Consider the following 21,557-nt stretch of genomic DNA (forward strand, 5'->3'; position numbering starts at 1 on the left):
GCGCCGACTCGCCGGAGCGGAACCGCAGCCGGCCGCGCCGGCCATGGGGGTGGTCGGCCTCCAGGGGTGCCCGCCAGCGCAGCCGCTGGTCGCCGAGCTGCACCTGGTAGAGCCATTCCCGGCCGAGGAACTCCCGGCCGGTGATCCAGGCGGATCCCTCCTCCGAGGGCAGGAACTCCAGGGCCTGGGGGCGGGCCATCACCTCGACGGCCTCGGTTTCCCCGGGGCCCTGATCCCCCCCGGACAGGGGCTCGAGCTCACCGAGGGCGGTCTGCAGCCGCCGGCCCCGCCAGGAGGCCGGCAACAGGTTGGACTGGAGCACGAACTGGCCGACAAAGGCGGTGGCGGGCCGGTCGACCAGCTCGCGGGGCGGGGCGCACTGGTGCAGCACCCCGTCGCGGAGCACCCCGACGCGGTCGCAGATCGCCAGCGCCTCCTCCGGATCGTGGGTCACCATCAGGCCGCTGGCGCCGCAGCGGGCCAGCACGGCCGGCAGTTCGCTGCGCAGCCGCAGCCGCACCTCCACGTCCAGGTTGGAGAAGGGTTCATCGAGCAGCACCACCGAGGGGGAGGGCGCCAGGGCGCGGGCCATGGCCAGGCGCTGGCGCTGGCCGCCGGAGAGCTCGTGGGGGTAGCGGCGCTCCAGGCCGCCCAGGCCCAGCAGATCGAGCAGCCAGGCCACCCGGGCGGTGTCCTGGCCGCGGCGCAGGCCGAAACAGGCATTGCGCCAGGCATCGAGGTGGGGAAACAGGGCATCGTCCTGGAAGACCATGCCGACGCCCCGCCGCTCGGGGGGCAGCAGGCGGTCCGGGCCCGCCACCTGCTGGCCACCGATGCTGATCCGGCCCCGGCCGGGGCGCTCGAAGCCGGCGATCAGGCGCAGCAGGGTGGTCTTGCCGCAGCCGGAGGGGCCCAGCAGCCCCACCAGCTCACCGGCCCCGAGAACGAGATCGATGCCCTGGAGCGTCCAGGCGGAGACGTCGCGTCCCGGGTAGCGGTACCAGAGGTCCTCGATGCGGACGTGGGCTCCGGGGCCGGCATCCCCGGAGTTGGCGGCCGTGGCGGTTGCAGCGGCTGAAAGGGCGGCTGCCGCGGTGGCGGGAGTGGCGGACGGCTTGGTGATGGTGTTCGAGCGAGCAATAAGATCCCAGTCCCGCATTTTTACCCGTCATGAGTTCCAGCGCCGGCGAGGGTGACCAAAGGCACAGCCCCCTGTCTCATCCGGTCAACACCCCGGCCGCCCCCGCCCCGGTGGGCCCCTACAACCAGGCCGTGCTCGCCGGCGGCGTTCTCTACTGCTCCGGCCAGATCGCCCTGGACCCGGTGAGCGGGGTGCTGGTGGGGGATGGCGACGTGGAGGCCGAGACCCGCCAGGTGCTGCGCAATCTCCAGGCGGTGCTGGCCGCCGGCGGCTGCGGCCCCGATCAGGTGGTGCGCACCACGGTGTATCTGGTCGACCTCGGCGATTTCGCCCGGGTGAACGCCCTTTATGCCGATCTGTTCAGCGAGGGCGTCGCACCGGCCCGCGCCTGCGTGCAGGTGGCGGCCCTGCCCAGGGGCGCCCGGGTGGAGATCGACGCCATCGCCCTGGTCGCCTGAGTCGGTTCTCACCGGAGGCTCACGCCCTGCCGCTGGCTGGGGGGGACGCCCTGAGGCAACCTGGAGCGATGGAAACCCCCTTCGGCTCCTGGTTTCACGAGGTGGTGGTGATGACACCGGGCCGCTTCGAGGAGGCCGTGGAGGCGGTGCTGGCGGTGCAGCAGTTCAAGACCGTGGTGCTCCACCTCAGTGCCATGGCGCCGGAGGAGGCCCAGCGCACCATCGATTTCGTCTCCGGTGGCGTCTTTGCGCTGGACGGTCAGTCGGAGCGGCTGGGGGACACCGTGTTCCTGTTCGCGCCGGCCTTGGTGACGATCAGCCGGGACGGGGACGAACGGGCCTGAACCTTCAGGACCGGCACCCCCTCCCTTGTGGCCCCCGCGCCGGAGCAGTAACACGGGCGCTGGTCCCGTGCTGTCCATGAAGCGTTCCTCCGGCCAGGTCCCGCTGGCCCTCGCCTGGGCCCTGGGCCTGGTGCTGGCCGGTCCTGCCCCATCGGCCCAGGCCACCCAGGCTGCCCAGGCGGTGGCGGCCGGCGGCGGCCGGATGGTGCTGGTGCGCACCGACCGCCAGCTGCCCGTCACCGGCGATCCGATCTGGGAACTGCAGCTGTTGCTCCCGGGCCAGCCGCCACGGGCCTACGAGGCCCTGGTAGGCCGGGTGAGGCGCCAGGAGGCTGACCGCCACCGGCTGGGCAGCAAGGCCCCGCTGCCGCGGGGCCGCTACGCCGTCACCGAGATCACGCCTGTGGAGCCAACGGATGATGCGGAACTGGGCCGCTTTCTCTGGATTGGCCTGGAGCCCGCTTTCCCCACCGACCGCCGGGGTCTGGGGATCCACCACGATCCCAGCGCCGGCCGGGGGCGCCGCAGCGGCACCGACGGCTGCATCGGCCTGATCCACGGCAACGACCTGCTGGTGCTGGGCGATCTGCTGCGCCGCAGCGGCACCACGGAACTGGTGGTGAAGGACTGAGGCCGGGGGGCCTCGGCGGCGGCGTTGGCGTTCAGGCGCGGCCGGCCAGGGCCTCCTGCAGCCGCGACTCCAGATCCCTGCGCTGCGCCGGGTCCCCCACCAGCATCACGGCGCCGGTGCCGGGCCACCAGTTGAGGCGCAGGTTCGATTCGCCGTCCTCGATGACGAGCATCTCGAAGGCCCCCTCGTGCACCCAGTGACCGGAACAGCCGAGCCCCTCGACCAGCGACTGGAGTTCCTCCAGGGTTCCGTTGAAGGTCACAGGCCCTTGTCGACTGTGGCGAGTGTACGGAAGCCCGCCGGATCCAACGGTCCACCAGTCCCAGCCCCGGCTCTGGGGACAGGGCACCGGCCGCGCCCCAGAATTGAGAGGTGGCTTGCACGGGACGGCCATGAAACGCATCGTTCTGATCGCCGGGTTCGAAGCCTTCAACACCGGTCTGTACCGCGAGGCGGCGGATCAAGCCATGGCCCGCTGCCCCCAGCTGGCGATCGCGGTGTTCAGCGACCGGGACCTCGGCGATCGGCCCGCCGAGGTGGCCGCGGCACTGGCGAGAGCGGATGCCTTCTTCGCCAGCCTGATCTTCGACTTCGATCAGGTGGAGTGGCTGCGCCAGCGGACGGAGGCGATCCCGATCCGCCTGGTGTTCGAATCGGCCGTCGAACTGATGGGGCTCACCCGCTTCGGCCGCTTCACGATCGACGGCAGCAGCGCCGGCATGCCGAAGCCGATCCAGTCCCTGCTGGCCAAGTTCGGCGGCGGCCGGGAGGAGGACAGGCTGGCCGGCTACATCGGCTTCCTCAAGGTGGGGCCGAAGCTGCTGCGCTTCCTCCCGTCCCGTCGGGCTCAGGATCTGCGCCACTGGCTGATCCTCTACGGCTACTGGAACGCCGGCGGCCCCGGGAACGTCACCGCCCTGTTCCTCTATCTGGCCCGCCACGGCCTGGGGCTGACATCCGGAGCGATCCCGGCTCCTGTGGCGACACCGGACCTCGGCCTGGTCCATCCGGACCACACCGACCCCTTCCTCCACCCGCGCGACTACCTGGCCTGGTTCCGCCACACCCGTCCGGGGAGCCGCCCGGAACGCCAGAACTGGCCGGTGGTGGGGCTGCTGCTGTACCGCAAGCACGTGGTCACCGGGCAGCCCTACATCCCCCAGCTGATCCGTGCCTTCGAGGCGGCGCGGCTGGTCCCCTTGCCGGTGTTCATCAACGGCGTGGAGGCTCACATGGCGGTGCGCGACTGGATGCGGGGTCCCGGTGAGAAGGGAGGGCGGGAGGCGGTGGCCGTCGATGCGATCGTTTCCACCATCGGCTTCCCCCTGGTGGGCGGGCCAGCCGGGTCGATGGAGGCGGGCCGGCGGGAGGAGGTGGCCCAGCGCATCCTGCGGGCCCGCAACGTCCCCTACGTGGTGGCAGCCCCGCTGCTGATCCAGGATCTCCACTCCTGGACCCGCCAGGGCATCGGCGGCCTGCAGGGGGTGGTGCTGTTCGCCCTGCCCGAACTGGACGGCGCCATCGATCCGGTGCCCCTCGGCGGGCTGGTGGGGGATCGGATCCACCTGATCCCTGAGCGGCTGAAGCGTCTCACCGGCCGGCTGAACGCCTGGATCGCCCTGCGCCGCAAGCCGCCGGCCGAGCGCCGCCTGGCGATCGTGCTCTACGGCTTCCCCCCCGGCTACGGCGCCACCGGCACCGCCGCCCTGCTGAACGTACCCGCGTCGCTGCTGGCACTGCTGCGGGCCCTGGTCGCCGAGGGTTATCACGTGGGGCCGCTGCCCGAAAGCGGCGAGGAGCTGATCGCCCGGGTCAAGGAGGCCGACGAAGCCTGGGTCTCGCGCCTGCCCCCCGGTGAGCGCCTCGAGGACACCACCACCACGACGGTGGCCGTGGACACCCTGCGGGAGTGGCTGGGGCCGTTGCACACCGCCCGCATCGAAAGGCAGTGGGGCCCGCTGGCGGGCACCGGCATCCGCACCCTGGGGGATCGCTTCCTGCTGGGCGGGCTGCAGCTGGGGAACATCTGGATCGGGGTGCAGCCGCCGCTGGGGGTGGCGGGGGATCCGATGCGGTTGATGTACGAGTGGGACCTCACCCCCCACCCCCAGTACGCCGCGTTCTACAACTGGCTGCAGCAAGGCTTCCAGGCCGACGCGGTGCTTCACTTCGGCATGCACGGCACGGTGGAGTGGCTGCCGGGCTCACCGCTGGGCAACACCGGTTACTCCTGGCCCGACCTGCTCCTGGGGCACCTGCCCCACCTCTACGTCTACGCGGCCAACAACCCCTCCGAATCGATGCTCGCCAAGCGGCGTGGCTACGGGGTGATCGTGTCCCACAACGTGCCCCCCTACGGCCGCGCCGGCCTCTACCGGGAACTGATCGCCCTGCGGGATCTGATCGCCGAGTACCGGGAGGATCCGGAGCGCAACGCCGCCCTGCGCGACGGCATTCTCAAGCAGGTGTCCGACAGCGGCCTCGACGCCGACTGCCCGGCCCCCACGGCTGCCGACCAGGATCCCGACGCCTTCGGCACCTGGCTGGTGCGGCTGGGCACCTACCTGCAGCTGCTGGAGAACCGCCTGTTCTCCAGCGGCCTCCATACCCTCGGCGAGCCGCCGGACGCGGAGCAGCGGCTGGGCTACCTGAAGGCCTACGTCGGCGACGGGCTCGACCCCGCGCTGCTGGAGGCGATCGCCGCGCTGGCGCCCCCCGGCGACGGGCCGACGCTCGAGCACCAGGCCGCCGATCTGGAACGGCGCCATCCGGCCCCCCGTGAAGCCGACGCGGAGGATCGGTCGCGACGCCTCCGCGAAGCCCTGCGCATCAGCCAGCTGCTGGCCCGCAGTACCGAGGAGATCGACCAGCTGCTGCGGGGCCTGGGTGGCGAATACATCCCCCCCGCCCCCGGCGGGGACCTGCTGCGCGACGGCCCTGGGGTGCTTCCCACCGGCCGCAACATCCACGCCCTCGACCCCTACCGCATGCCGTCGCCGGGGGCGATGGCACGGGGGCGCGCCATCGCCCTGCGCATCCTGGAGAAACACCGGGCCGAGAACGACGGCGCCTGGCCCGAGACCGTGGCGGTGATGCTCTGGGGGCTCGATGCGATCAAGACGCGGGGTGAATCCCTGGCGATCCTCCTGGAGCTGGTGGGGGCCGAACCGGTGAAGGAGGGCACCGGGCGGATCGTGCGCTACGAGCTGAAGCCCCTGGAGAGCCTCGACCACCCGCGCATCGACGTGCTGGTCAACCTGTCGGGGATCTTCCGCGACAGCTTCGTGAACATCGTCGAGCTCCTCGACGACCTGTTCCGGCGTGCCGCGGCGGCCGACGAGCCGGAGGAGCGCAACGCCCTCCGCCGCCATGCCCGCGCCCTGGAGGCCCAGGGGGTGGAGAACCCGACGGCCCGCCTGTTCTCCAATCCGGCCGGCGACTTCGGCTCCCTGGTGAATGACCGGATCACCGACGCCAACTGGGAGAGCGGCGACGAGCTGGCCGGCACCTGGCAGGACAGGAACGCCTTCAGCTACGGCCGTGGCGACAAGGGCCAGGCCCGACCGGAGGTGCTGGCCTCACTGCTGGGCAGCACCGACCGGGTGGTGCAGCAGATCGACTCGGTGGAGTACGGCCTCACCGACATCCAGGAGTACTACGCCAACACCGGGGGGCTCAAGCGGGCCGCTGAGCTGGCCCAGCAGTCCCGTCGGCCGGGTGGCCGGGTGGCGGCCAGCTTCGTGGAGTCCTTCTCCCGGGACACCACCCCCCGCGACCTGGAGGAACTGCTGCGACTGGAGTACCGCACCAAGCTGCTCAATCCCCGCTGGGCCGCCTCGATGGCGGCGATGGGGTCGGGGGGGGCCTACGAGATCTCCCAGAGGATGACGGCCCTGATCGGCTGGGGCGGCACCACCGGATTCCGGGACGGCTGGGTCTACGACCAGGCCGCCGACACCTACGCCTTCGATGCGGCGATGGCGGAGCGGCTGCGCCGGGCGAATCCAGAGGCTTTCCGCAATGTGGTGGGCCGGATGCTGGAAGCGAGCAGTCGCGGCCTGTGGAACGCTCCCGCCGAGAAACTGAACAGGCTCCGCCAGCTCCACGACCTCACCGACGCGGAACTGGAGGGCGTGGCCGTGGCCGCCGTTCCCTAGTGGCGACGCCCCCACAGGTCGGCCCGCCTGGCCCCTTCCCCCTCAACGCGGTGGTGGGCCAGCCGGCGATCCGCACCGCCCTGCTGCTGCTGGCAGTGGATCCCGGTCTGGGCGGGGTGGTGATCGCCGGACGGCGGGGTACGGCCAAAACCGTCATGGCCCGCGCCCTGCACGCCCTGTTGCCCCCGATCAGGGTGATCCGCCACTCCTGCTGCAATGCCGACCCCCGGGCGCCGGCGGACTGGGATGACGCCACCTGGGCCCACCGGGCCCGCATCAGCCGCACGCCCGTGAGTGCCCTCGTGCCCACCCCCTTCGTGACGGTGCCGCTCGGGGTCAGCGAGGACCGCCTGCTGTGATCAGTCGATGTGGAGGCCTCGATGCGGCGAGGGCGGCCGGTGTTCCAGCCGGGACTTCTGGCGGAGGCCCACCGCGGTGTGCTTTCCGTGGACGACATCAACCTGCTGGAGCGGGGGCTCGCCACTCTGCTGTTCGCGGCGGTGGCGGCAGGCTTCAACCAGGTGGAGCGGGAAGGGATCAGCTTCCGCCATCCCTGCAGGCCCCTGCTGATCGCCACCTGCAACCCCGCGGAAGGGGAGATGCCACCGCACGTGATCGACCGCTTCGCGATGCCGCTCTCCGCCGATGCGCCCCTCACCCTCGAGGATCGGGTGGAAGCGGTGGAACGGGTTCTACAGCACGCCGACGACCCGGAGGCCTTCTGGAACCGCCACAGGCCAGGCCTGGACCTGCTGAGACAGGGTGTCATCGCGGGCCGTCGCCTGCTGGGGCGCGTGCGCCTGGCGCCGGCCCAGGTGCGCTACCTCGTCGAGGAGGCGAACCGGGCCGGCACCGAGGGCCACCGGGCCGAGCTGTTCGCCGTGCGGGTCGCACGCGCCCATGCGGCCCTTCAGGGAAGGCGGACCGTGAACGCCGGGGATCTGCGCCTCGCGGTGGAGCTGGTGATCCTGCCGCGAGCGGCGGTGCTGGCCGTACCCCCGGCCACCCCCCCGGCCCCTCCCGAGGAGAACGACCGGGAGCCCAGCGACAGGTCGGCGCCGGAGGATGGGCCCCCGCCCGAGTCCACCGGCGGAGAACCGCCTTCTGGAGGGATCCCGGAGGAGTTCCTGTTCTCCCCCGAGGGTGTCCTGCTTGATCCGAAGCTGCTGGCGATGGCGAGCCGGGGCCACCGCCGCCACGGCAAGGCCGGCGGCAGGGGCACGGTGCTCTCCCAGGAGCGCGGTCGCTACGTGAAGCCCGTGCTGCCCCATGGGCCGATCCGCCACGTCGCCATTGACGCCACCCTGCGGGCGGCCGCCCCCCATCAGCGCGCCCGTCGCCGGGCGCTGGCGAACCAGCGTCACGGGACGAAAGGCCATCTGCTGCTGCGCGAGGACGACCTTCGGGTCAAGCTGCTGGCCCGCAAGGCCGGAGCGCTGGTGATCTTCGTGGTCGATGCCTCCGGTTCGATGGCCCTCAACCGCATGCAGGCGGCCAAGGGAGCCGTGCTGCAGCTGCTGGGGGAGGCCTACCGCAGCCGCGACCAGGTGGCCCTGATCAGCTTCCGTGGCCGGCGGGCCGAGGTGCAGCTGCCGCCGACCCGCTCGATCACCGCCGCGTCGAGGCGCCTGGAGCGGCTGCCCTGCGGTGGTGGCTCGCCCCTCGCCCACGGGCTGGCGCTGGCGGTACGCGTGGGACAGAACGCTCGCGCCAGCAAGGATGTCGCCGAGGTGATCCTGGTGCTGATCAGTGACGGCAAGGCCAATGTGTCCCTGGGCCGATCCCTGGCCTCCGGTGATGCCGATGGCCCGGAGACCCTGGGCCTGGAGGGCATCCGCCAGGAAGTGATGGGACTGGCGGACGCCATCCGGTCGCTGGCGATGGAGCTGCTGGTGATCGACACCGGCCCGCTCCACGGGGCCCGTGGGTTGGGTCAGGAGCTGGCGCGGCACGGGGGAGGCCGGTACGAACCGCTACCGCGCGCCAGCCAACGGGAGATCGCCGCCACCACCCGCGGCGTCCTGGGTCGGGGTATGCCGCTCCGGTGAGGCCCCGGCCAGGAATGGGGCGGGCGTCTGATCCGGCCCACCCTGCTGCGGCAGGCGCTGCCAGCCCGGCAGCCAGGCGGCGCGGTCGCGCAGCTCGCCCATGGGCACCAGCAGCCGGTAGCCGGGGTCCAGCACCGCCTGGAGCTCCACGCTGCGCTCCCGGCCCCGGCCCCGCTGGCCCAGCACGGCGAAGTGGCGATAGCCGCCGCAGCCGGCGGCCCTGGCGGGCTGGCAGGTCCAGGCGGCGGAGAGCTTCATGGGGCGCGGTGCGGAACGGCCCTCAGACGGCCGGCTCGGGGATGGACTCCTCCAGTACCGGATTGCGCAGCACGCCGATGCCATCGATCTCCACCTCGACCGTATCGCCGCGGCGCAGCCAGCGGGGCGGATCGGCCGCCATGCCGACGCCGCTGGGGGTGCCGGTGAGGATCACGGTGCCGGCCGCCAGGGTGGTGCTGGCGCTCAGGAATTCGATGATCGCCGCCACCGGAAAGATCATGTCGGCGGTGCTGGCCGCCTGCACCGTCTCGCCGTTGAGGCGGGTCTGCAGGCGGAGGGCCTGGGGATCGGGGATCGCCGCGGCGGTCACCAGGCAGGGGCCCAGGGGCGCGAAGGTGTCGAAGCTCTTGCCGCGGCACCACTGGCCGCCGCCGAGCTGGGGCTGCTTCTGCCAGTCGCGGGCGCTGACGTCGTTGGCGCAGGTGTAACCCAGCACCACCCCCAGGGCCTCGGAGCGCGGCACGTTGCGGCAGGTGCGGCCGATCACCACCGCCAGCTCCCCCTCGTAGTCCACCTGGTGGCTGGGCGCGGTGGTGGGCAGGGTGATCGGCGCCTCGGGATGCTGCACCGCCCCCGGCACCTTCATGAACAGCACCGGCCAGGTGGGGATCGCGGCGCCGGTCTCGGCGGCATGGCGGCGGTAGTTGAGACCGATGCAGAGGAGGGCGCGCGGCTCGAGGGGGGCCAGGATCCTGTGGGCCGCGGCCGGCTCGCCCGTGGGCTCCAGGGCGCCGAACAGGTCGCCCGCCAGGCGCTCCAGGCTGCCGTCGGGATGGCGACGGGCGAGGCGGATGGCGCCCGCAGCCTCCTGGTAGCGCACGATCTTCATGGGGGGCTGCACGGAGGACCTGTCAGGGGGCTGCCGAGGGGCGGCAAGGCGCCCGCGGCGCCCACTCTCGCCCGGCAGCCCGTGGATGATGGGGGTACCAGCGGATCCAGGAGCACGCCGTGGTCGCCGAACCCCGTCGCCAGCGGAGCACCACCCTCCGGGGCGCCGAGCTGCTCAATGATCCGCTGCTCAACAAGGGCACCGCCTTCAGCCGGGCGGAGCGGCGGGAGCTGGGGCTGGAGGCCCTGTTGCCCTGGCAGGTGGAAACGATCGAGGCCCAGGTGGAGCGCTGCCGGCTGGCCTTCCACGCCATGGGCAGCGACCTGGAGCGCTACGCCTATCTCCAGACCCTGAGGGAGCGGAACGTCACCCTCTTCCACCGCTTCCTCGCCGACCACATCGAGCTGGCGATGCCGATCGTGTACACCCCCACGGTGGGGCAGGCGATCCAGCACTTCAGCCACACCTACCGCAGCCCCAGCCAGGGGATCTATCTGGCGGCGCCGCAGCAGGAGCGCCTCGGGGAGCTGCTGGCCCAGGCCTGCGGCGGCGCCGGCGGCCATTCTCCTGATCTGCTGCTCGTCACCGACGCCCAGGGGATCCTCGGTATCGGCGACCAGGGGGTGGGGGGCATCCAGATCTGCCAGGGGAAGCTGGCGGTGTACACCCTCTGCGCCGGGCTCGATCCGGCCCGGGGCCTGCCGGTGATGCTCGACGTGGGCACCGACCGGCCCGAACTGCTGGCCGACCCCTGCTACCCCGGCCTGCGCCGGCCCCGGCTGCAGGGGGAGGCCTACACCGCCTTCCTCGACCGCTTCATCGCCGCGGTGCAGGCGGTCTGCCCCGGCGCCCTGGTGCACTGGGAGGACTTCGGGGCCAGCCATGCCCGCCCCGTGCTGGAGGCCTACCGACACCGGGTGCCGAGCTTCAACGACGACATCCAGGGCACCAGCAGCGTGGCGGCGGCGGCGATCCTGGCCGGCCTGCGGGGCCTTGGCCGAGGGCTGGCCGATCAGCCGATCGTCATCTTCGGGGCAGGCAGCGCCGGCTGTGGCATCGCCGAACGGCTCTGGCGGCTGCTGCAGCGCCATGGGCTTTCGGCCGCCGAGGCCGCCGACCGTCTCTGGCTGATCGACCGTGACGGGCTGATCCACACCGGCACCCCGGGCCTCTCCGGCGGCGCCCGCCCGTTCGCCAAGGGGCCGGAGCTGCTGGCGGCACGGTTCGGGGCGGCGGTCTCGGCCGGGGGGCCTGGCCCGGGGCTGCTGGCGGTGATCGAGGCGGTGCGGCCGGGGGTGCTGATCGGCACCTCCACCGCCGCCGGCGCCTTCGATCAGGCGGTGGTGGAGGCCCTCTGCGCCGATGGCGGGCGGCCGATCGTCCTCCCCCTCTCCAATCCCACCCCCCTGGCGGAGATCACCCCGGAGAACCTGCTGCGCTGGAGCCGGGGCCGGGCCCTGGTGGCCACCGGCAGCCCCTTCCCGCCGGTCCGCTGCACGAACGACGCGGGCCAGTCGATGGAACGGGTGATCGGCCAGTGCAACAACTGCTTCGTGTTCCCGGGCCTGGGCTACGGCGCCGTGGCGGTGGGCGCCACCGAGGTGAGCGACGCCATGATCGACGCCAGCATCGAGGCCCTGGCCGGGGTGATTCCGGCCGCGACCGATCCCGACGCCCCCCTGATGCCACCCCTGGCGGCCGTCCAGGCGGTGTCCCGGGCCGTGGCCGAAGCGGTGGCGATCCAGGCGGTGCGGGAAGGGCTGGCCCGCCGGGCCGCCACCCCGGAGGCCGCCCTCGCACGTCTGGAGGCCTGCCGCTGGAGCCCCGCGTACGCCGAACTTCAAGGCTGAGACAGCCCCTGAGGCTCGGGGATCAATAAGTCCTGTGTCACCCCCTCGCGCCGGCGGTGGCCCTCGCCTTAGCACCTTGGGCACCAACCCCCCGCGCGATGGGCTTCTTCGTCCAGCTCACCGACGCCATCGCCGCCCGTCAGTCGCTCCTGGTCACCGGCCTCGACCCCAACCCGGAGATGCTGCAGGCCTGGGCCCATCGCCGCGGCATGGGCGGCCGTTCGTTTCTCTCCCAGGCCCGCCACTGGATCAAGGCGGTGGTGGAGGCCACCGCCGACCACGTCTGCGCCTACAAGCCCAGCCTCGGCTTCTACCAGGCCCTCGGCCCGGTGGGTCTGGAACTGTTGCGGGAGGTGCGGGAGCTGGTGCCGCTCGACATCCCCCTGATCATCGACACCAAGCACGGGGACCTGAACAGCTCATCGGCGCTGGCCCACTACCTGTTCCGCGAACTCGGCGCCGACGGCGTCACCCTCTCCCCCCTGGCCGGCCAGGACATCGCCGCCCCGTTCCTGCTGTATCCCGACAAGGCGGTGGTGATCACCTGCCACAGCTCCAACGCGGCCGCCCGGGTGCTGCAGCACCACCCCGACGAGAGCGATCCCCTTTACCTGCGCATCGTGCGGGAATGCCAGCTCTGGGCCACCCCCGACCAGCTGCTGCTGGAGGTGGGCACCAGTGACCCGGCGATCCTGGCCCGGGTGCGCCAGGAGGCGCCGGAGCGCTTCCTGATCCTGCGCAGCCTCTGGGGCGAGGAGGATCGCCTTGATGCCCTGCTGGAGGCCGGGCTGAGTCCGGCCGCCGACGGCCTGCTGATGCCCCTGCCCCAGAACCTGCTGGTGGAGGACGACATCGCTGAGCGCGCCGCCGCCCTCAAGCAACGCATCAGCGAGCGCCGGGACCGCTGGCTGGAGCGGCGGGCGCCGGACCAGGGCGAGGCCTGCAGCCTGTGGCTGCCGGAGCGTCGCCCGGAGGGCAGCACCGGGGCCGGGCCCGGCGCGGAGGCCGACGGCACCGGCGACCCCCTGGCCAGCCTGATCCTCGACCTGTTCGACATCGGCTGCCTGCTCTTCGGCGACTACGTCCAGGCCTCGGGCGCCGTCTTCAACTACTACGTCGATCTGCGCCAGATCATCTCCGATCCCAACCTGTTCCACCGGGTGCTGCACGCCTATGCCGGCCAGCTCGGGGAGCTGGTCTTCGACCGCATCGCTGGCATTCCCTACGGCTCCCTTCCCACCGCCACCGGGCTGTCGCTGCAGCTGCACAAACCCCTGCTCTATCCCCGCAAGGAGGTGAAGGCCCACGGGGCCCGCCGCCTGATCGAAGGGGATTTCGAGGAGGGCGACCGGGTGGTGGTGGTGGACGACATCCTGATCACCGGCAGCAGCGTGCTCGAGGGCATCGCCAAGCTGGAGAGCTCCGGCCTGGAGGTGGAGGACGTGGTCGTGTTCATCGACCACGGCGGCCGGGCCGACACCAGCGCCCGCGAGCGGCTGGCCCGGGCGGGCTATCGGTGCCACGCCGTGCTCGACATCGCCCGCATCACCGCCGTGCTGCATGCGGCCGGGCGGCTCAGCGACGACCAGGCCGCCACCCTCGGCCATGCCCCCGCGGCCACGGCGCCAGGCGTCGAGGGGATACTGGCCAGCTCGTAGAGTGGACTGGCACCCCTGCAAAACCCGGGTGCCCCCTTCCGCCATGCCCCAGGTCCAGGGTCAGCCCCCCACGATCGGAGAGCTTGAGGCGAAATATTCCCTGTACTGCAAGGCGATGCGGCTCCTGCTCAAGGAGGGCCGCACCATGGAGGCGATCCAGCGCACGGTCTGCTGGAGCCGGCTGGAGCAGCTGCACATCTGCCTGCCGAGCCGCTACAAGTCCCCGGATTACCTCTACGCCGTGCTGAAACGCGACCTGCGCTGATCACGGGGCGCCTGCCGTACCTGCCAGGATCGACCGGCGATCAGGGTCGGTGCCCACCCAGGCGTTTCCGTGAAGTCGATCTCCGACCCCTTCCTGCGCCGGCCGGTGCTGACGCTGGTGCTGAGCCTGCTCGTTCTGCTCGGCGGCCTGATCAGCCTTCCCGGGCTGCAGGTCGAGAACCTGCCGCCGATCGCTCCGGGCCGGGTGTCGGTGAGCGCCAGCTACCCGGGGGCCAGTCCGGAGGTGGTGGAGCAGGGGGTGACCACCCTGCTCGAGAGGCAGTTCAACGGCCTGGAGCGGCTGGATTCGATCCGTTCCACCAGCTCGGCCAATGGCAGCAGCATTTCCCTCGGGTTTGAGGGCGGCAACCCCGAGATCAACCAGATCAACACCCAGAACGAGGCGGCGGTGGTGAGCCGCCAGCTCCCCGCCCAGGTGGCGCGCTTCGGGGTGCAGGTGCGGCGCACCTCCGACGACCTGCTGATGGTGCTGAGCTTCAGCGCCAGCCGCGACCGGTACGACGACACCTTCCTGAGCGGCTGGGTGGATCAGGTGGTCCGCGACCGCCTGCAGCGGGTGCCCGGCGTCGGCGAGGTGCGGCTCTTCGGAGGCAGTTCGCTCGCCTTCCGGTTGTGGCTGGATCCGCTGCGTCTGGAGGAACGCAACCTCACCATCAGCGAGGTGCGCGATGCCCTCGAGGAGCAGAACGTGCTGGCCGCCCTCGGCCAGGCCGGCGTGGCCCCCTCCCCCGACGACCAGCTGGTCACCCTGTCGCTGCGCATGGAGGGACGGCTGCGCACCGCCCAGGAATTCGAGTCGCTGGTGGTCGACCGCAGCGCCAACGGGGGCGTCACCCTGCTGAAGGACGTGGGCCGGGTGAACCTGGGCAGCGAGAACTACGAATCGATCGCCACCGACCTGAACGGCAAGACGGCTGTGGCCGTGGGGATCTTCCAGCGGGACGGCAGCAATGCCCTGGAGGTGAGCCAGGGCATTGACCGGGCCCTCGAGGAGCTGGGCCCCCGCTTTCCGCCGGGGGTGGATCTCCAGGTGATCGTCGATGAGGCGACCTCAATCCGCACCAGCATTGACCGGACCACGGCCAGCCTGCGGGAGGCGGTGCTGCTCGTGTTCCTGGTGCTGCTGCTGGGGCTGGGGAACAGCCGCCTGGCCCTGATCAGCGCTTCGGCGGTGCCGGTGGCCCTGATCGGTTCGCTGGCCGTGCTCCGGCTCAGCGGCGATTCGATCAACACCCTCACCCTGTTCGGCATGGTGCTGGCCAGCGGGCTGGTGGTGGACGACGCCATCGTGGTGAGCGAGGACATCGGCCGCCGCCTGGAGAATGGCCGCCCGCCCCTGGAGGCCGCCCGTGAAGCCATGGCGGAACTGGGAGGCGCCGTGATCGCCACCTCCCTGGTGCTGATCGTGGTGTTCCTGCCGGTGCTCACCCTGCAGGGCACCCTGGGGCGCCTCTATGCCCCGATCGCCCTCACGATCGGCGGCACGATCGTCTTCTCCACCTTCAACGCCCTCACCTTCACCCCCGTGGCGGCCAGCCGGCTGCTCCACGCCGAGCGCCGGGAGCCCGCCTGGCTGCTGCGCTGGATCGATCCCCCCCGGCGGGCCCTCGAGCGGCTGGAGGGGCCCTACGACCGGCTGCTCAGCCGGGTGCTGGGCTGGCGCCGGCGGGTGGTGGCCGGCCTGCTGGTCGGCCTGCTGCTCACCGGGCTGGCACTGCAGCAGCGGCCGACGGCCTTCATTCCCCAGGAGGACAGCGGCCAGCTCCGGGGGGTGGTGCTGCTCCAGGACGGCATCGCCCTGCCCCGCACCCAGCAGGTGATGGAGCAGGTGCGGGCGGTGATGGCCCAGGAACCCCTGATCCGTTTCGCCAACTTCTACGCCGGTCGCTCCTTCGGCGACAGCTCCCCCAACAAGGGGATCTTCTTCCTGAGGCTCAAGCCGATCGAGGAACGCCCCGGCGCCGACCAGAGCGCCGCCACCGTGGCCGAACGCCTGAACCGACGCCTGCGCCAGACGATCAGCGACGCCACGGTGATCGTGAGCGAGTCCCCCACGGTGCGGGGCTTCAGCAGCGAGAGCGGACTGGAGTTCGACCTGCTCGACACCAGCGGCGGCCGCCTCAGCCTCGGCGAGTTCCAGCAGGAGGCCGAGGCCTTCATCGCTGCGGCCCGGCAGACGGGCGCCTTTGCACAGGTGGGCACCCGCTTCAGCGCCGACGCCCCCCTGCTGCGTCTGATCCCCGACCGGCTGCGGATGGCCTCGCTCCAGGTGGATCTCGATGAACTGGTGAGCGTGCTCGGGGCCAGCTTCGGCAGCGACTACGTCAACGACAGCTTCGAAGGCGACCAGGTGCGCAGGGTGATCGTCCAGCTCGAAGGGGAGGCCCGGCGGGACGCCGATGACGTGCTGGCCCTGCAGGTGCGCAACCGGGAGGGCCAGCTGATTCCCCTGGCCCAGATCGTGCAGGTGGAGGCCGGCACTGGCCCCACCACCATCAATCACACCCGACTGGTGCGCTCGATCAGCATCCGGGCCCAGCCGGGCCCCGGGGTGAGCAGCGGCCAGGCCATTGCCCTGCTGGAGCAACTGCAGCGCGACCGGGGCAGCACCGCCACCGACCTGGAGTGGGCGGGGCTGGCGAGGGAGGAGGCCCGCGCCGGCGGCGGCAATCGCCAGGTGTTCGCGCTGGCGGTGGTGGTGATGCTGCTGGTGCTGGCCGGCCTCTACGAGAACTTCGCTGATCCGTTCATCATCCTGGTGACGGTGCCGATGGGGGTGCTTGGCGGGGTGCTGGGTCTGGCGCTGCGGGGCCTCCCCCTCGACGTCTACGGCCAGATGGGCCTGCTGGTGCTGGTGAGCCTGGCGGCGAAGAACGCGATCCTGATCGTCGAGTTCGCCAACCAGCGCCTGGCGGAGGGGATGCCCCTCGACGAGGCCGTGCACGGCGCCGCCGTCGCCCGACTGCGGCCGATCCTGCTCACCGCCTTCTCGTCGCTGGCGGGCTTCCTGCCCCTGCTGTTCGCCACCGGCGCCGGGGCGGCCAGTCGCACCAGCATCGGCACCGTGGTGTTCTTCGGGCTGCTGGTGGCCACCGTCCTCACCCTGTTCCTGGTGCCCACCCTCTACCGGATCGTCAAGGGCTGGGAGCTCAGCCTGGGCGCGGGCCACGGCCGCCGGGCCGAGCCGTCCTAGGGATCCGGCCGCCAGGCGCCAGCCACGAACCGCTCCGGCTTCAGCCCCTGCTGCCGCAGCAGGGCGATCAGCCCCCGGTCCCCCAGCAGGTGCATCAGCCCCACCACCACCAGCGTGTCGTCGGGGCGCCGCAGGAACCCCCGCACCGGAGCCACCCAGGCCGCATTGCGCCGGACCACCAGCCGCTCGTGGAGGTCCGGCCGCTGGCGGTAGTCGCCCAGCAGGAGGGCCTCCAGGCGCGGAAGGTCGCCGGCCCGCCAGGCCGCTTCGAGGGCGTCCAGCCGGGGGCCGATCCCATCCAGTTCCTTCAGGGTGACCTCCAGCAGCTGGATCTGGTCGGTCCGGGGCAGCCCGTCGAACAGCTCGAACTGCTGGGCCGGTGTCTCCAGGCCGTCGATGGGCTTGCGATCAGCGGCGGCCCTGGCCTGGAGCTGGCCCTCCACCCCGCTGTCGGGGGAGTAGCCCCGCTGCAGGAATTCGGCGGAGGCCAGCAGCAGGGCCACGGCCCAGGGCTCGAAACGATCGATCGCCGCCTCCGGCAGCCCCAGGCCCGCCAGGCGCGGCTGGAGGGAGCGCCAGGCAGCCGCCGGGAGGCCATCGCGCAGGGAGCGGCCGTCGGGATCAAGGGCCCGCGCCACCAGCTCGCCGGCCAGGGCCGCCGGGCTGAGGGCATCCATGTCGAGCTCCATGGCCAGCCGCTCCGCCTCCCCGTAGGCCAGCCCATAGGAGGGGGGGAGGCCGGCCCGGTCACGGCGCAGCTGGTGGAGGGAGCCGGCGATGAACACGGTGCCGGCACCGTCCCGCACCCGCCAGAGGGTGCCGACCTCGGCCGGCGCCGCTGGAACGGCCGCCAACCCGGGCACGGCCGTCAGGACAAGGACCACCAGCGCCAGGGAGGAGCGCCGCACCGACAGGGGCATGGGCGGTGCCATCCACACGCTGTCAGACGCTAGCGATGCGGCTTCGCCCGGGACCCGGATGCCCATGCTGATCCTGGCCCCTGCCGCCGGACCGTGCTGCTTGCCGCTTCCCAGCCGATCTGGTCGCTGCCGCTGGAGGACGTGCACCGGGCCTTGCAGACCACACCCGAGGGTCTCAGCAGCGAAGCGGCCGAACGGCGGCTGGCGCGTTTCGGCGCCAACCGGCTCCCTCTCCACAGGCGCCGACCCCTGGCCCTGCGCTTCCTGGATCAGATGGTCCACTTCATGGCCCTGCTCCTGTGGATCGCCGGGGGCCTGGCCTTCGCCGCCGGCACCCCCCAGCTGGGCTGGGCCATCTGGTCGGTGGTCCTGATCAACGGCGTCTTCTCCTTCTGGCAGGAATTCCAGGCCGAGCGCACCCTGGCCGCTCTCACCCGTTCCCTGCCCAGCCAGGTGCAGGTGTGGCGCGATGGTGAGCTGCGCTCTCTGCCGGCGGAGCAGCTGGTGGCCGGGGATCGGCTACGGCTTGAGGAGGGGGACAGGGTTCCGGCCGACTGCCGCCTCAGCGTGGCCACCGCGCTCTATCTGGATCTCTCCGTGCTCACCGGTGAATCCCTGCCGGTGGCCCGCCAGGCTGTCGCCCTCGCGGGCGCCCCGTGGCAGGTGAGGGTCAGCACCAGTGAGAGGAGCAACCTGGTGATGGCCGGCAGCATGGTGGCGTCCGGACGGGGGGAAGCCTTCGTCTACGCCACAGGCGCGGAGACGGAATTCGGGCAGGTGGCCCGGCTGGCGGCGGGCACCGCCCGGGCCGCCAGCACCCTGGAGGTGCAGGTAGGACGGATCGTGCACACGATCTGCACCATCGCCGTGACGATGGGACTGGTGGCGTTCAGCCTCAGCGTCCTGCTGGTCGGCATGGGCCCCCAGGAGAGCGTGGTGTTCGCCACCGGCATCATCGTGGCCAACGTCCCCGAGGGGCTGCTGCCCACCGTGACCCTCTCCCTGGCCATGGCGGTGCAGCGCATGGCGCGGCGCAAGGCCCTGGTGCGGCGACTGTCGGCGGTGGAGTCCCTGGGGTCGGTGAGCGTGATCTGCTGCGACAAGACCGGAACGCTCACCGGCAACCGCATGGCGGTGGAGAGCACCTGGCTGCCGGCGGAGGGAGAGGGCCTGGAGCGGCTGCTACTGCGCTGTGCCGCCCTCTGCTCCAATGCCCGGCTGGAGCCGGTGGCGGCCGGGGCCGGCCGTGGCGCCGAACCCTGGCGCGCGGTGGGCGATCCCACGGAAACGGCGATGCTGCTGGCCGCCGCCGTCGCCGGCCTGGTTGCGGAGGAACAGCCAGGCCGGCATCCACGGCGCCGCGAGATCCCCTTCGATTCCCATCGCCGCCGCATGACCGTGCTGGTGGACTGGAACGACCGGGCCGACGATCTGCCGATCGCCACCGGGGGCTCCCTGCTGATCACCAAGGGGGCACCCTTGGACGTGCTGGAGCACTGCACCAGCTGGCTGTCCCGTGAGGGAGAGGCCCCGCTGGATGACCTCCTGAGACAGCGGGTGGTGGACGCCAATGACGATCTCGCCTCGAGGGGCTACCGGGTCATCGCCGTGGCGCTCCGCCGCGGCGATGGTCGGGGCGACGACGCTGCGGCGGAGACCTTGGAGAGCGCCCAGCTGTTCCTCGGGCTGCTCGGGCTCTACGACCCACCCCGTCCGGAAGTGCCGGACGCGATCCGCCAGTGCCGGGACGCCGGCATCAAGGTGACGATGGTCACCGGCGACTACGGCCTCACGGCCCAGGCGATCGCCCAGCAGATCGGGCTGCTGGACCCACCCGGGCCCAGGGCCGGATCGACGGCGCGCCAGCAGGCCAGCGCCGACCCGGTGCGGGTGATCGAGGGGCCAACCCTGGCCCAGATCAGCGACGTGCACCTGCGCCAGCTGCTCAAGTTCCGCCACCGGCTGGTGTTCGCCCGCATGGCGCCGGAGCAGAAGCTGCGCCTGGTGCAGGCCTACCGCACCCTGGGAGAGGTGGTGGCCGTCACCGGCGACGGGGTCAACGATGCTCCGGCCCTGCGCGCGGCGGATGTCGGGGTGGCGATGGGAATCAGTGGCACTGACGTGGCCAGGGAGGCCGCCGACATCGTGCTGCTCGACGACAACTTCGCGACGATCGTGCAGGCCGTCCGCTACGGACGCTCGGTGGTGACCAACATCGGCCGCTTCATCACCTACGTGCTGGCGTCGAACGTGCCGTAGGTGCTGCCCTTCCTGGCGATGGTGGCCGCCGGGATCCCCGCCGCCCTCACGGTGCTGCAGATCCTGGCCGTCGACCTGGGGACGGACCTGCTGCCCGCCCTGGGTCTGGGGGCCGACCCCCCCGAGCCGGGGGTGATGCGCCTGCCCCCTCGGCCCAGGGGACTGCCGCTGCTCAACCGGGCCGTGATGCTGCGCGCCTATCTGGTGCTGGGGCTGGTGGAGGCCCTGGTGGCGATGGCGGGCTACCTGCTGGCCTGGCGAGCCAACGGCGTGGGCTGGAGCGAGCTTCGCCTGCTGGCCCCCCAGCTGCTGCACGGAACGGCCGGGGCGAGCGTGGAGGCGATCCAGCGCCAGGCCACCAGCGTCAGCTTCTGCCTGATCGTGGCCGGCCAGATGGGCGCCCTGCTGGCCTGCCGCAGCGAACACCGGCCGGCCTGGGAGACCCTCGGCCGGCCCAACCGGTGGCTGGGGCTGGGGCTGATCAGCGAACTGCTGCTGGCCAGTGCCCTGGTGCTGTTTCCTCCCCTGGGGGACCTGTTCGGCATGGCGCCCTTCCCGCTGACCTGGCTGGGGCCGATGGCCCTGGCGCCGGTGCTGGTGATCCTCGCCGATGCCCTCGACAAGCGCTGGAGAACGGCGCGCTGCGGAGGGTGAAGATTTCCCCATCGCAGCCAACGGCCATCAGGTCAACTGGGAAGCCTGAATACAATTGAAGTGTCAGAAGAGGGGCAGGACTGCCTATCGCTTTGATCGCTTTATTGCCTGCATCCGTTCACTTCAGAGGTGAAAGTCTGCACATTTCAGACAATGTGCAACAGCCCCCGGTCCCCGAAGCTTGCCGAGGCGCAAGATCAAGGCCAAGGCCCGTTCTTCCCCCTTCTCTTTCCCATTCAGGAGGCAGCACCATGGCCATCATTCCCTCGGAAACCCTCAAGGACGTCGAAGAGCTCTTTGACCGCTACACCCGCAGCCTGCCCTGGCCCTGGCCCTCAAGCCGCAGCAACGGTGCCGTCACGATGGCCGACTGGAATCCCCGGGTCGACATCGTCGAAACCGACACCGCCTACGAGATCCAGGCCGACATCCCCGGGGTCCGCAAGGAGGACCTCACGGTGACCATCGACCACGGCGTGCTCACCGTGCAGGGGGAGCGGCAGCAGGAGAAGAAGGAGGACAGCACCCGCATGCACCGGGTGGAGCGCTTCTACGGCCAGTTCTCCCGCAGCTTCACCCTGCCGGAGGACGCCGACACCGCCGGCCTCAAGGCCACTGCCAGGGAGGGGCAGCTGACCGTGACGGTGCCCCGCAAGGGGCCCGCCCCCAGCGCTGCGCCGACCCAGGTGCCGATCCAGTGAGGTCCCGCGTCAGCAGATCCGCGGCAGCAGTTCGCCGCTGAGGGGCACCAGCACCCGCTCGCTGCCGTAGGGGGTGCGCAGCAGCACCTGGCCCCGGGGGCGGCCGTCTCCGGGGCCGGCTGCCGCCACCCGGCCGATCCAGGCCCCACC

16 protein-coding genes and 1 pseudogene are annotated in these 21,557 nt (G+C 71.7%); 12 read left to right on the forward strand and 5 right to left on the reverse strand.

Annotated features, from left to right (window positions below; translation table 11 throughout):
- On the reverse strand, window positions 1–1,159 hold a 1,159-nt coding region (locus VB737_RS00585; RefSeq protein ID WP_500310238.1), incomplete at its 3' end, for an ABC transporter ATP-binding protein.
- 11 nt (window positions 1,160–1,170) lie between these two features.
- On the opposite strand from VB737_RS00585, the gene VB737_RS00590 reads away from it, so the two are divergent.
- The 3 genes from VB737_RS00590 (at window position 1,171) to VB737_RS00600 (ending at window position 2,574) form a co-directional block, all read left to right on the forward strand.
- Window positions 1,171–1,599 (forward strand): Rid family detoxifying hydrolase, encoded by a 429-nt coding sequence (locus VB737_RS00590; RefSeq protein WP_500310240.1) that lies wholly within the window; start codon window positions 1,171–1,173, stop codon window positions 1,597–1,599.
- A gap of 68 nt (window positions 1,600–1,667) precedes the next feature.
- Window positions 1,668–1,943: a cell division protein SepF gene (locus tag VB737_RS00595; RefSeq protein ID WP_500310241.1), complete on the forward strand. Its 276-nt coding sequence runs from the start codon at window positions 1,668–1,670 to the stop codon at window positions 1,941–1,943.
- 76 nt (window positions 1,944–2,019) lie between these two features.
- On the forward strand, window positions 2,020–2,574 hold the full coding sequence (locus VB737_RS00600; RefSeq protein ID WP_500310243.1) for a L,D-transpeptidase: 555 nt from the start codon (window positions 2,020–2,022) through the stop codon (window positions 2,572–2,574).
- Between the two features lie 31 nt (window positions 2,575–2,605).
- On the opposite strand, the gene VB737_RS00605 is transcribed toward VB737_RS00600, so the two are convergent.
- On the reverse strand, window positions 2,606–2,836 hold the full coding sequence (locus VB737_RS00605) for a hypothetical protein (RefSeq protein WP_500310245.1): 231 nt from the start codon (window positions 2,834–2,836) through the stop codon (window positions 2,606–2,608).
- Window positions 2,837–2,966: 130 nt separating this feature from the next.
- On the opposite strand from VB737_RS00605, the gene VB737_RS00610 reads away from it, so the two are divergent.
- Window positions 2,967–6,731: a cobaltochelatase subunit CobN gene (locus VB737_RS00610; RefSeq protein WP_500310246.1), complete on the forward strand. Its 3,765-nt coding sequence runs from the start codon at window positions 2,967–2,969 to the stop codon at window positions 6,729–6,731.
- Window positions 6,731–8,779: pseudogene (gene bchD, locus VB737_RS00615) on the forward strand (magnesium chelatase ATPase subunit D). The gene VB737_RS00610 and the pseudogene bchD overlap by 1 nt, the downstream one beginning before the upstream one ends.
- Here the strand turns inward: bchD and VB737_RS00620 are convergent.
- Together VB737_RS00620 and VB737_RS00625 are read right to left on the reverse strand one after the other, a co-directional pair.
- Entirely contained in the window at window positions 8,705–9,037 is a 333-nt protein-coding gene (locus VB737_RS00620) for a TIGR02450 family Trp-rich protein (RefSeq protein ID WP_500310248.1), read from the reverse strand. The pseudogene bchD and the gene VB737_RS00620 sit on opposite strands and share 75 nt — an antisense overlap.
- A gap of 22 nt (window positions 9,038–9,059) precedes the next feature.
- A complete protein-coding gene (locus tag VB737_RS00625) occupies window positions 9,060–9,887 on the reverse strand; it encodes a fumarylacetoacetate hydrolase family protein (protein ID WP_500310249.1) in 828 nt (275 codons plus the stop codon).
- Window positions 9,888–10,006: 119 nt separating this feature from the next.
- Here VB737_RS00625 and VB737_RS00630 point away from each other — a divergent pair, with 119 nt between their 5' ends.
- From VB737_RS00630 to VB737_RS00645, 4 genes are all read left to right on the forward strand, one after another.
- The gene (locus VB737_RS00630) at window positions 10,007–11,737 is read left to right on the forward strand and encodes an NAD-dependent malic enzyme (RefSeq protein ID WP_500310251.1); all 1,731 of its coding nucleotides are present in this window, start codon (window positions 10,007–10,009) and stop codon (window positions 11,735–11,737) included.
- Between the two features lie 98 nt (window positions 11,738–11,835).
- Window positions 11,836–13,395, forward strand: coding sequence for a bifunctional orotidine-5'-phosphate decarboxylase/orotate phosphoribosyltransferase (locus tag VB737_RS00635; RefSeq protein WP_500310253.1), 1,560 nt, complete (start codon window positions 11,836–11,838; stop codon window positions 13,393–13,395).
- 43 nt (window positions 13,396–13,438) lie between these two features.
- Window positions 13,439–13,660, forward strand: coding sequence for a DUF3136 domain-containing protein (locus VB737_RS00640; protein WP_015110915.1), 222 nt, complete (start codon window positions 13,439–13,441; stop codon window positions 13,658–13,660).
- A 69-nt stretch (window positions 13,661–13,729) separates the two neighbouring features.
- The gene (locus VB737_RS00645) at window positions 13,730–16,873 is read left to right on the forward strand and encodes an efflux RND transporter permease subunit (RefSeq protein WP_500310255.1); all 3,144 of its coding nucleotides are present in this window, start codon (window positions 13,730–13,732) and stop codon (window positions 16,871–16,873) included.
- On the opposite strand, the gene VB737_RS00650 is transcribed toward VB737_RS00645, so the two are convergent.
- Complete coding sequence (locus VB737_RS00650; RefSeq protein ID WP_500310257.1) at window positions 16,870–17,793, reverse strand: TraB/GumN family protein; 924 nt, start codon at window positions 17,791–17,793, stop codon at window positions 16,870–16,872. The genes VB737_RS00645 and VB737_RS00650 overlap by 4 nt on opposite strands.
- A 93-nt stretch (window positions 17,794–17,886) precedes the next feature.
- Between VB737_RS00650 and VB737_RS00655 the strand changes: the two genes are divergently transcribed.
- From VB737_RS00655 to VB737_RS00665, 3 genes are all read left to right on the forward strand, one after another.
- Complete coding sequence (locus VB737_RS00655; RefSeq protein ID WP_500310259.1) at window positions 17,887–20,052, forward strand: cation-translocating P-type ATPase; 2,166 nt, start codon at window positions 17,887–17,889, stop codon at window positions 20,050–20,052.
- Window positions 20,053–20,706, forward strand: coding sequence for a cation transporting ATPase C-terminal domain-containing protein (locus tag VB737_RS00660; protein ID WP_500310261.1), 654 nt, complete (start codon window positions 20,053–20,055; stop codon window positions 20,704–20,706).
- 251 nt (window positions 20,707–20,957) lie between these two features.
- Entirely contained in the window at window positions 20,958–21,407 is a 450-nt protein-coding gene (locus VB737_RS00665) for an Hsp20/alpha crystallin family protein (protein WP_500310262.1), read from the forward strand.
- Window positions 21,408–21,557: the final 150 nt, after the last annotated feature.

Origin of the sequence: Synechococcus sp. BA-120 BA3, assembly GCF_034931285.1 — a bacterium.
In the GTDB taxonomy this organism is placed as follows: Bacteria; Cyanobacteriota; Cyanobacteriia; order PCC-6307; family Cyanobiaceae; genus Cyanobium.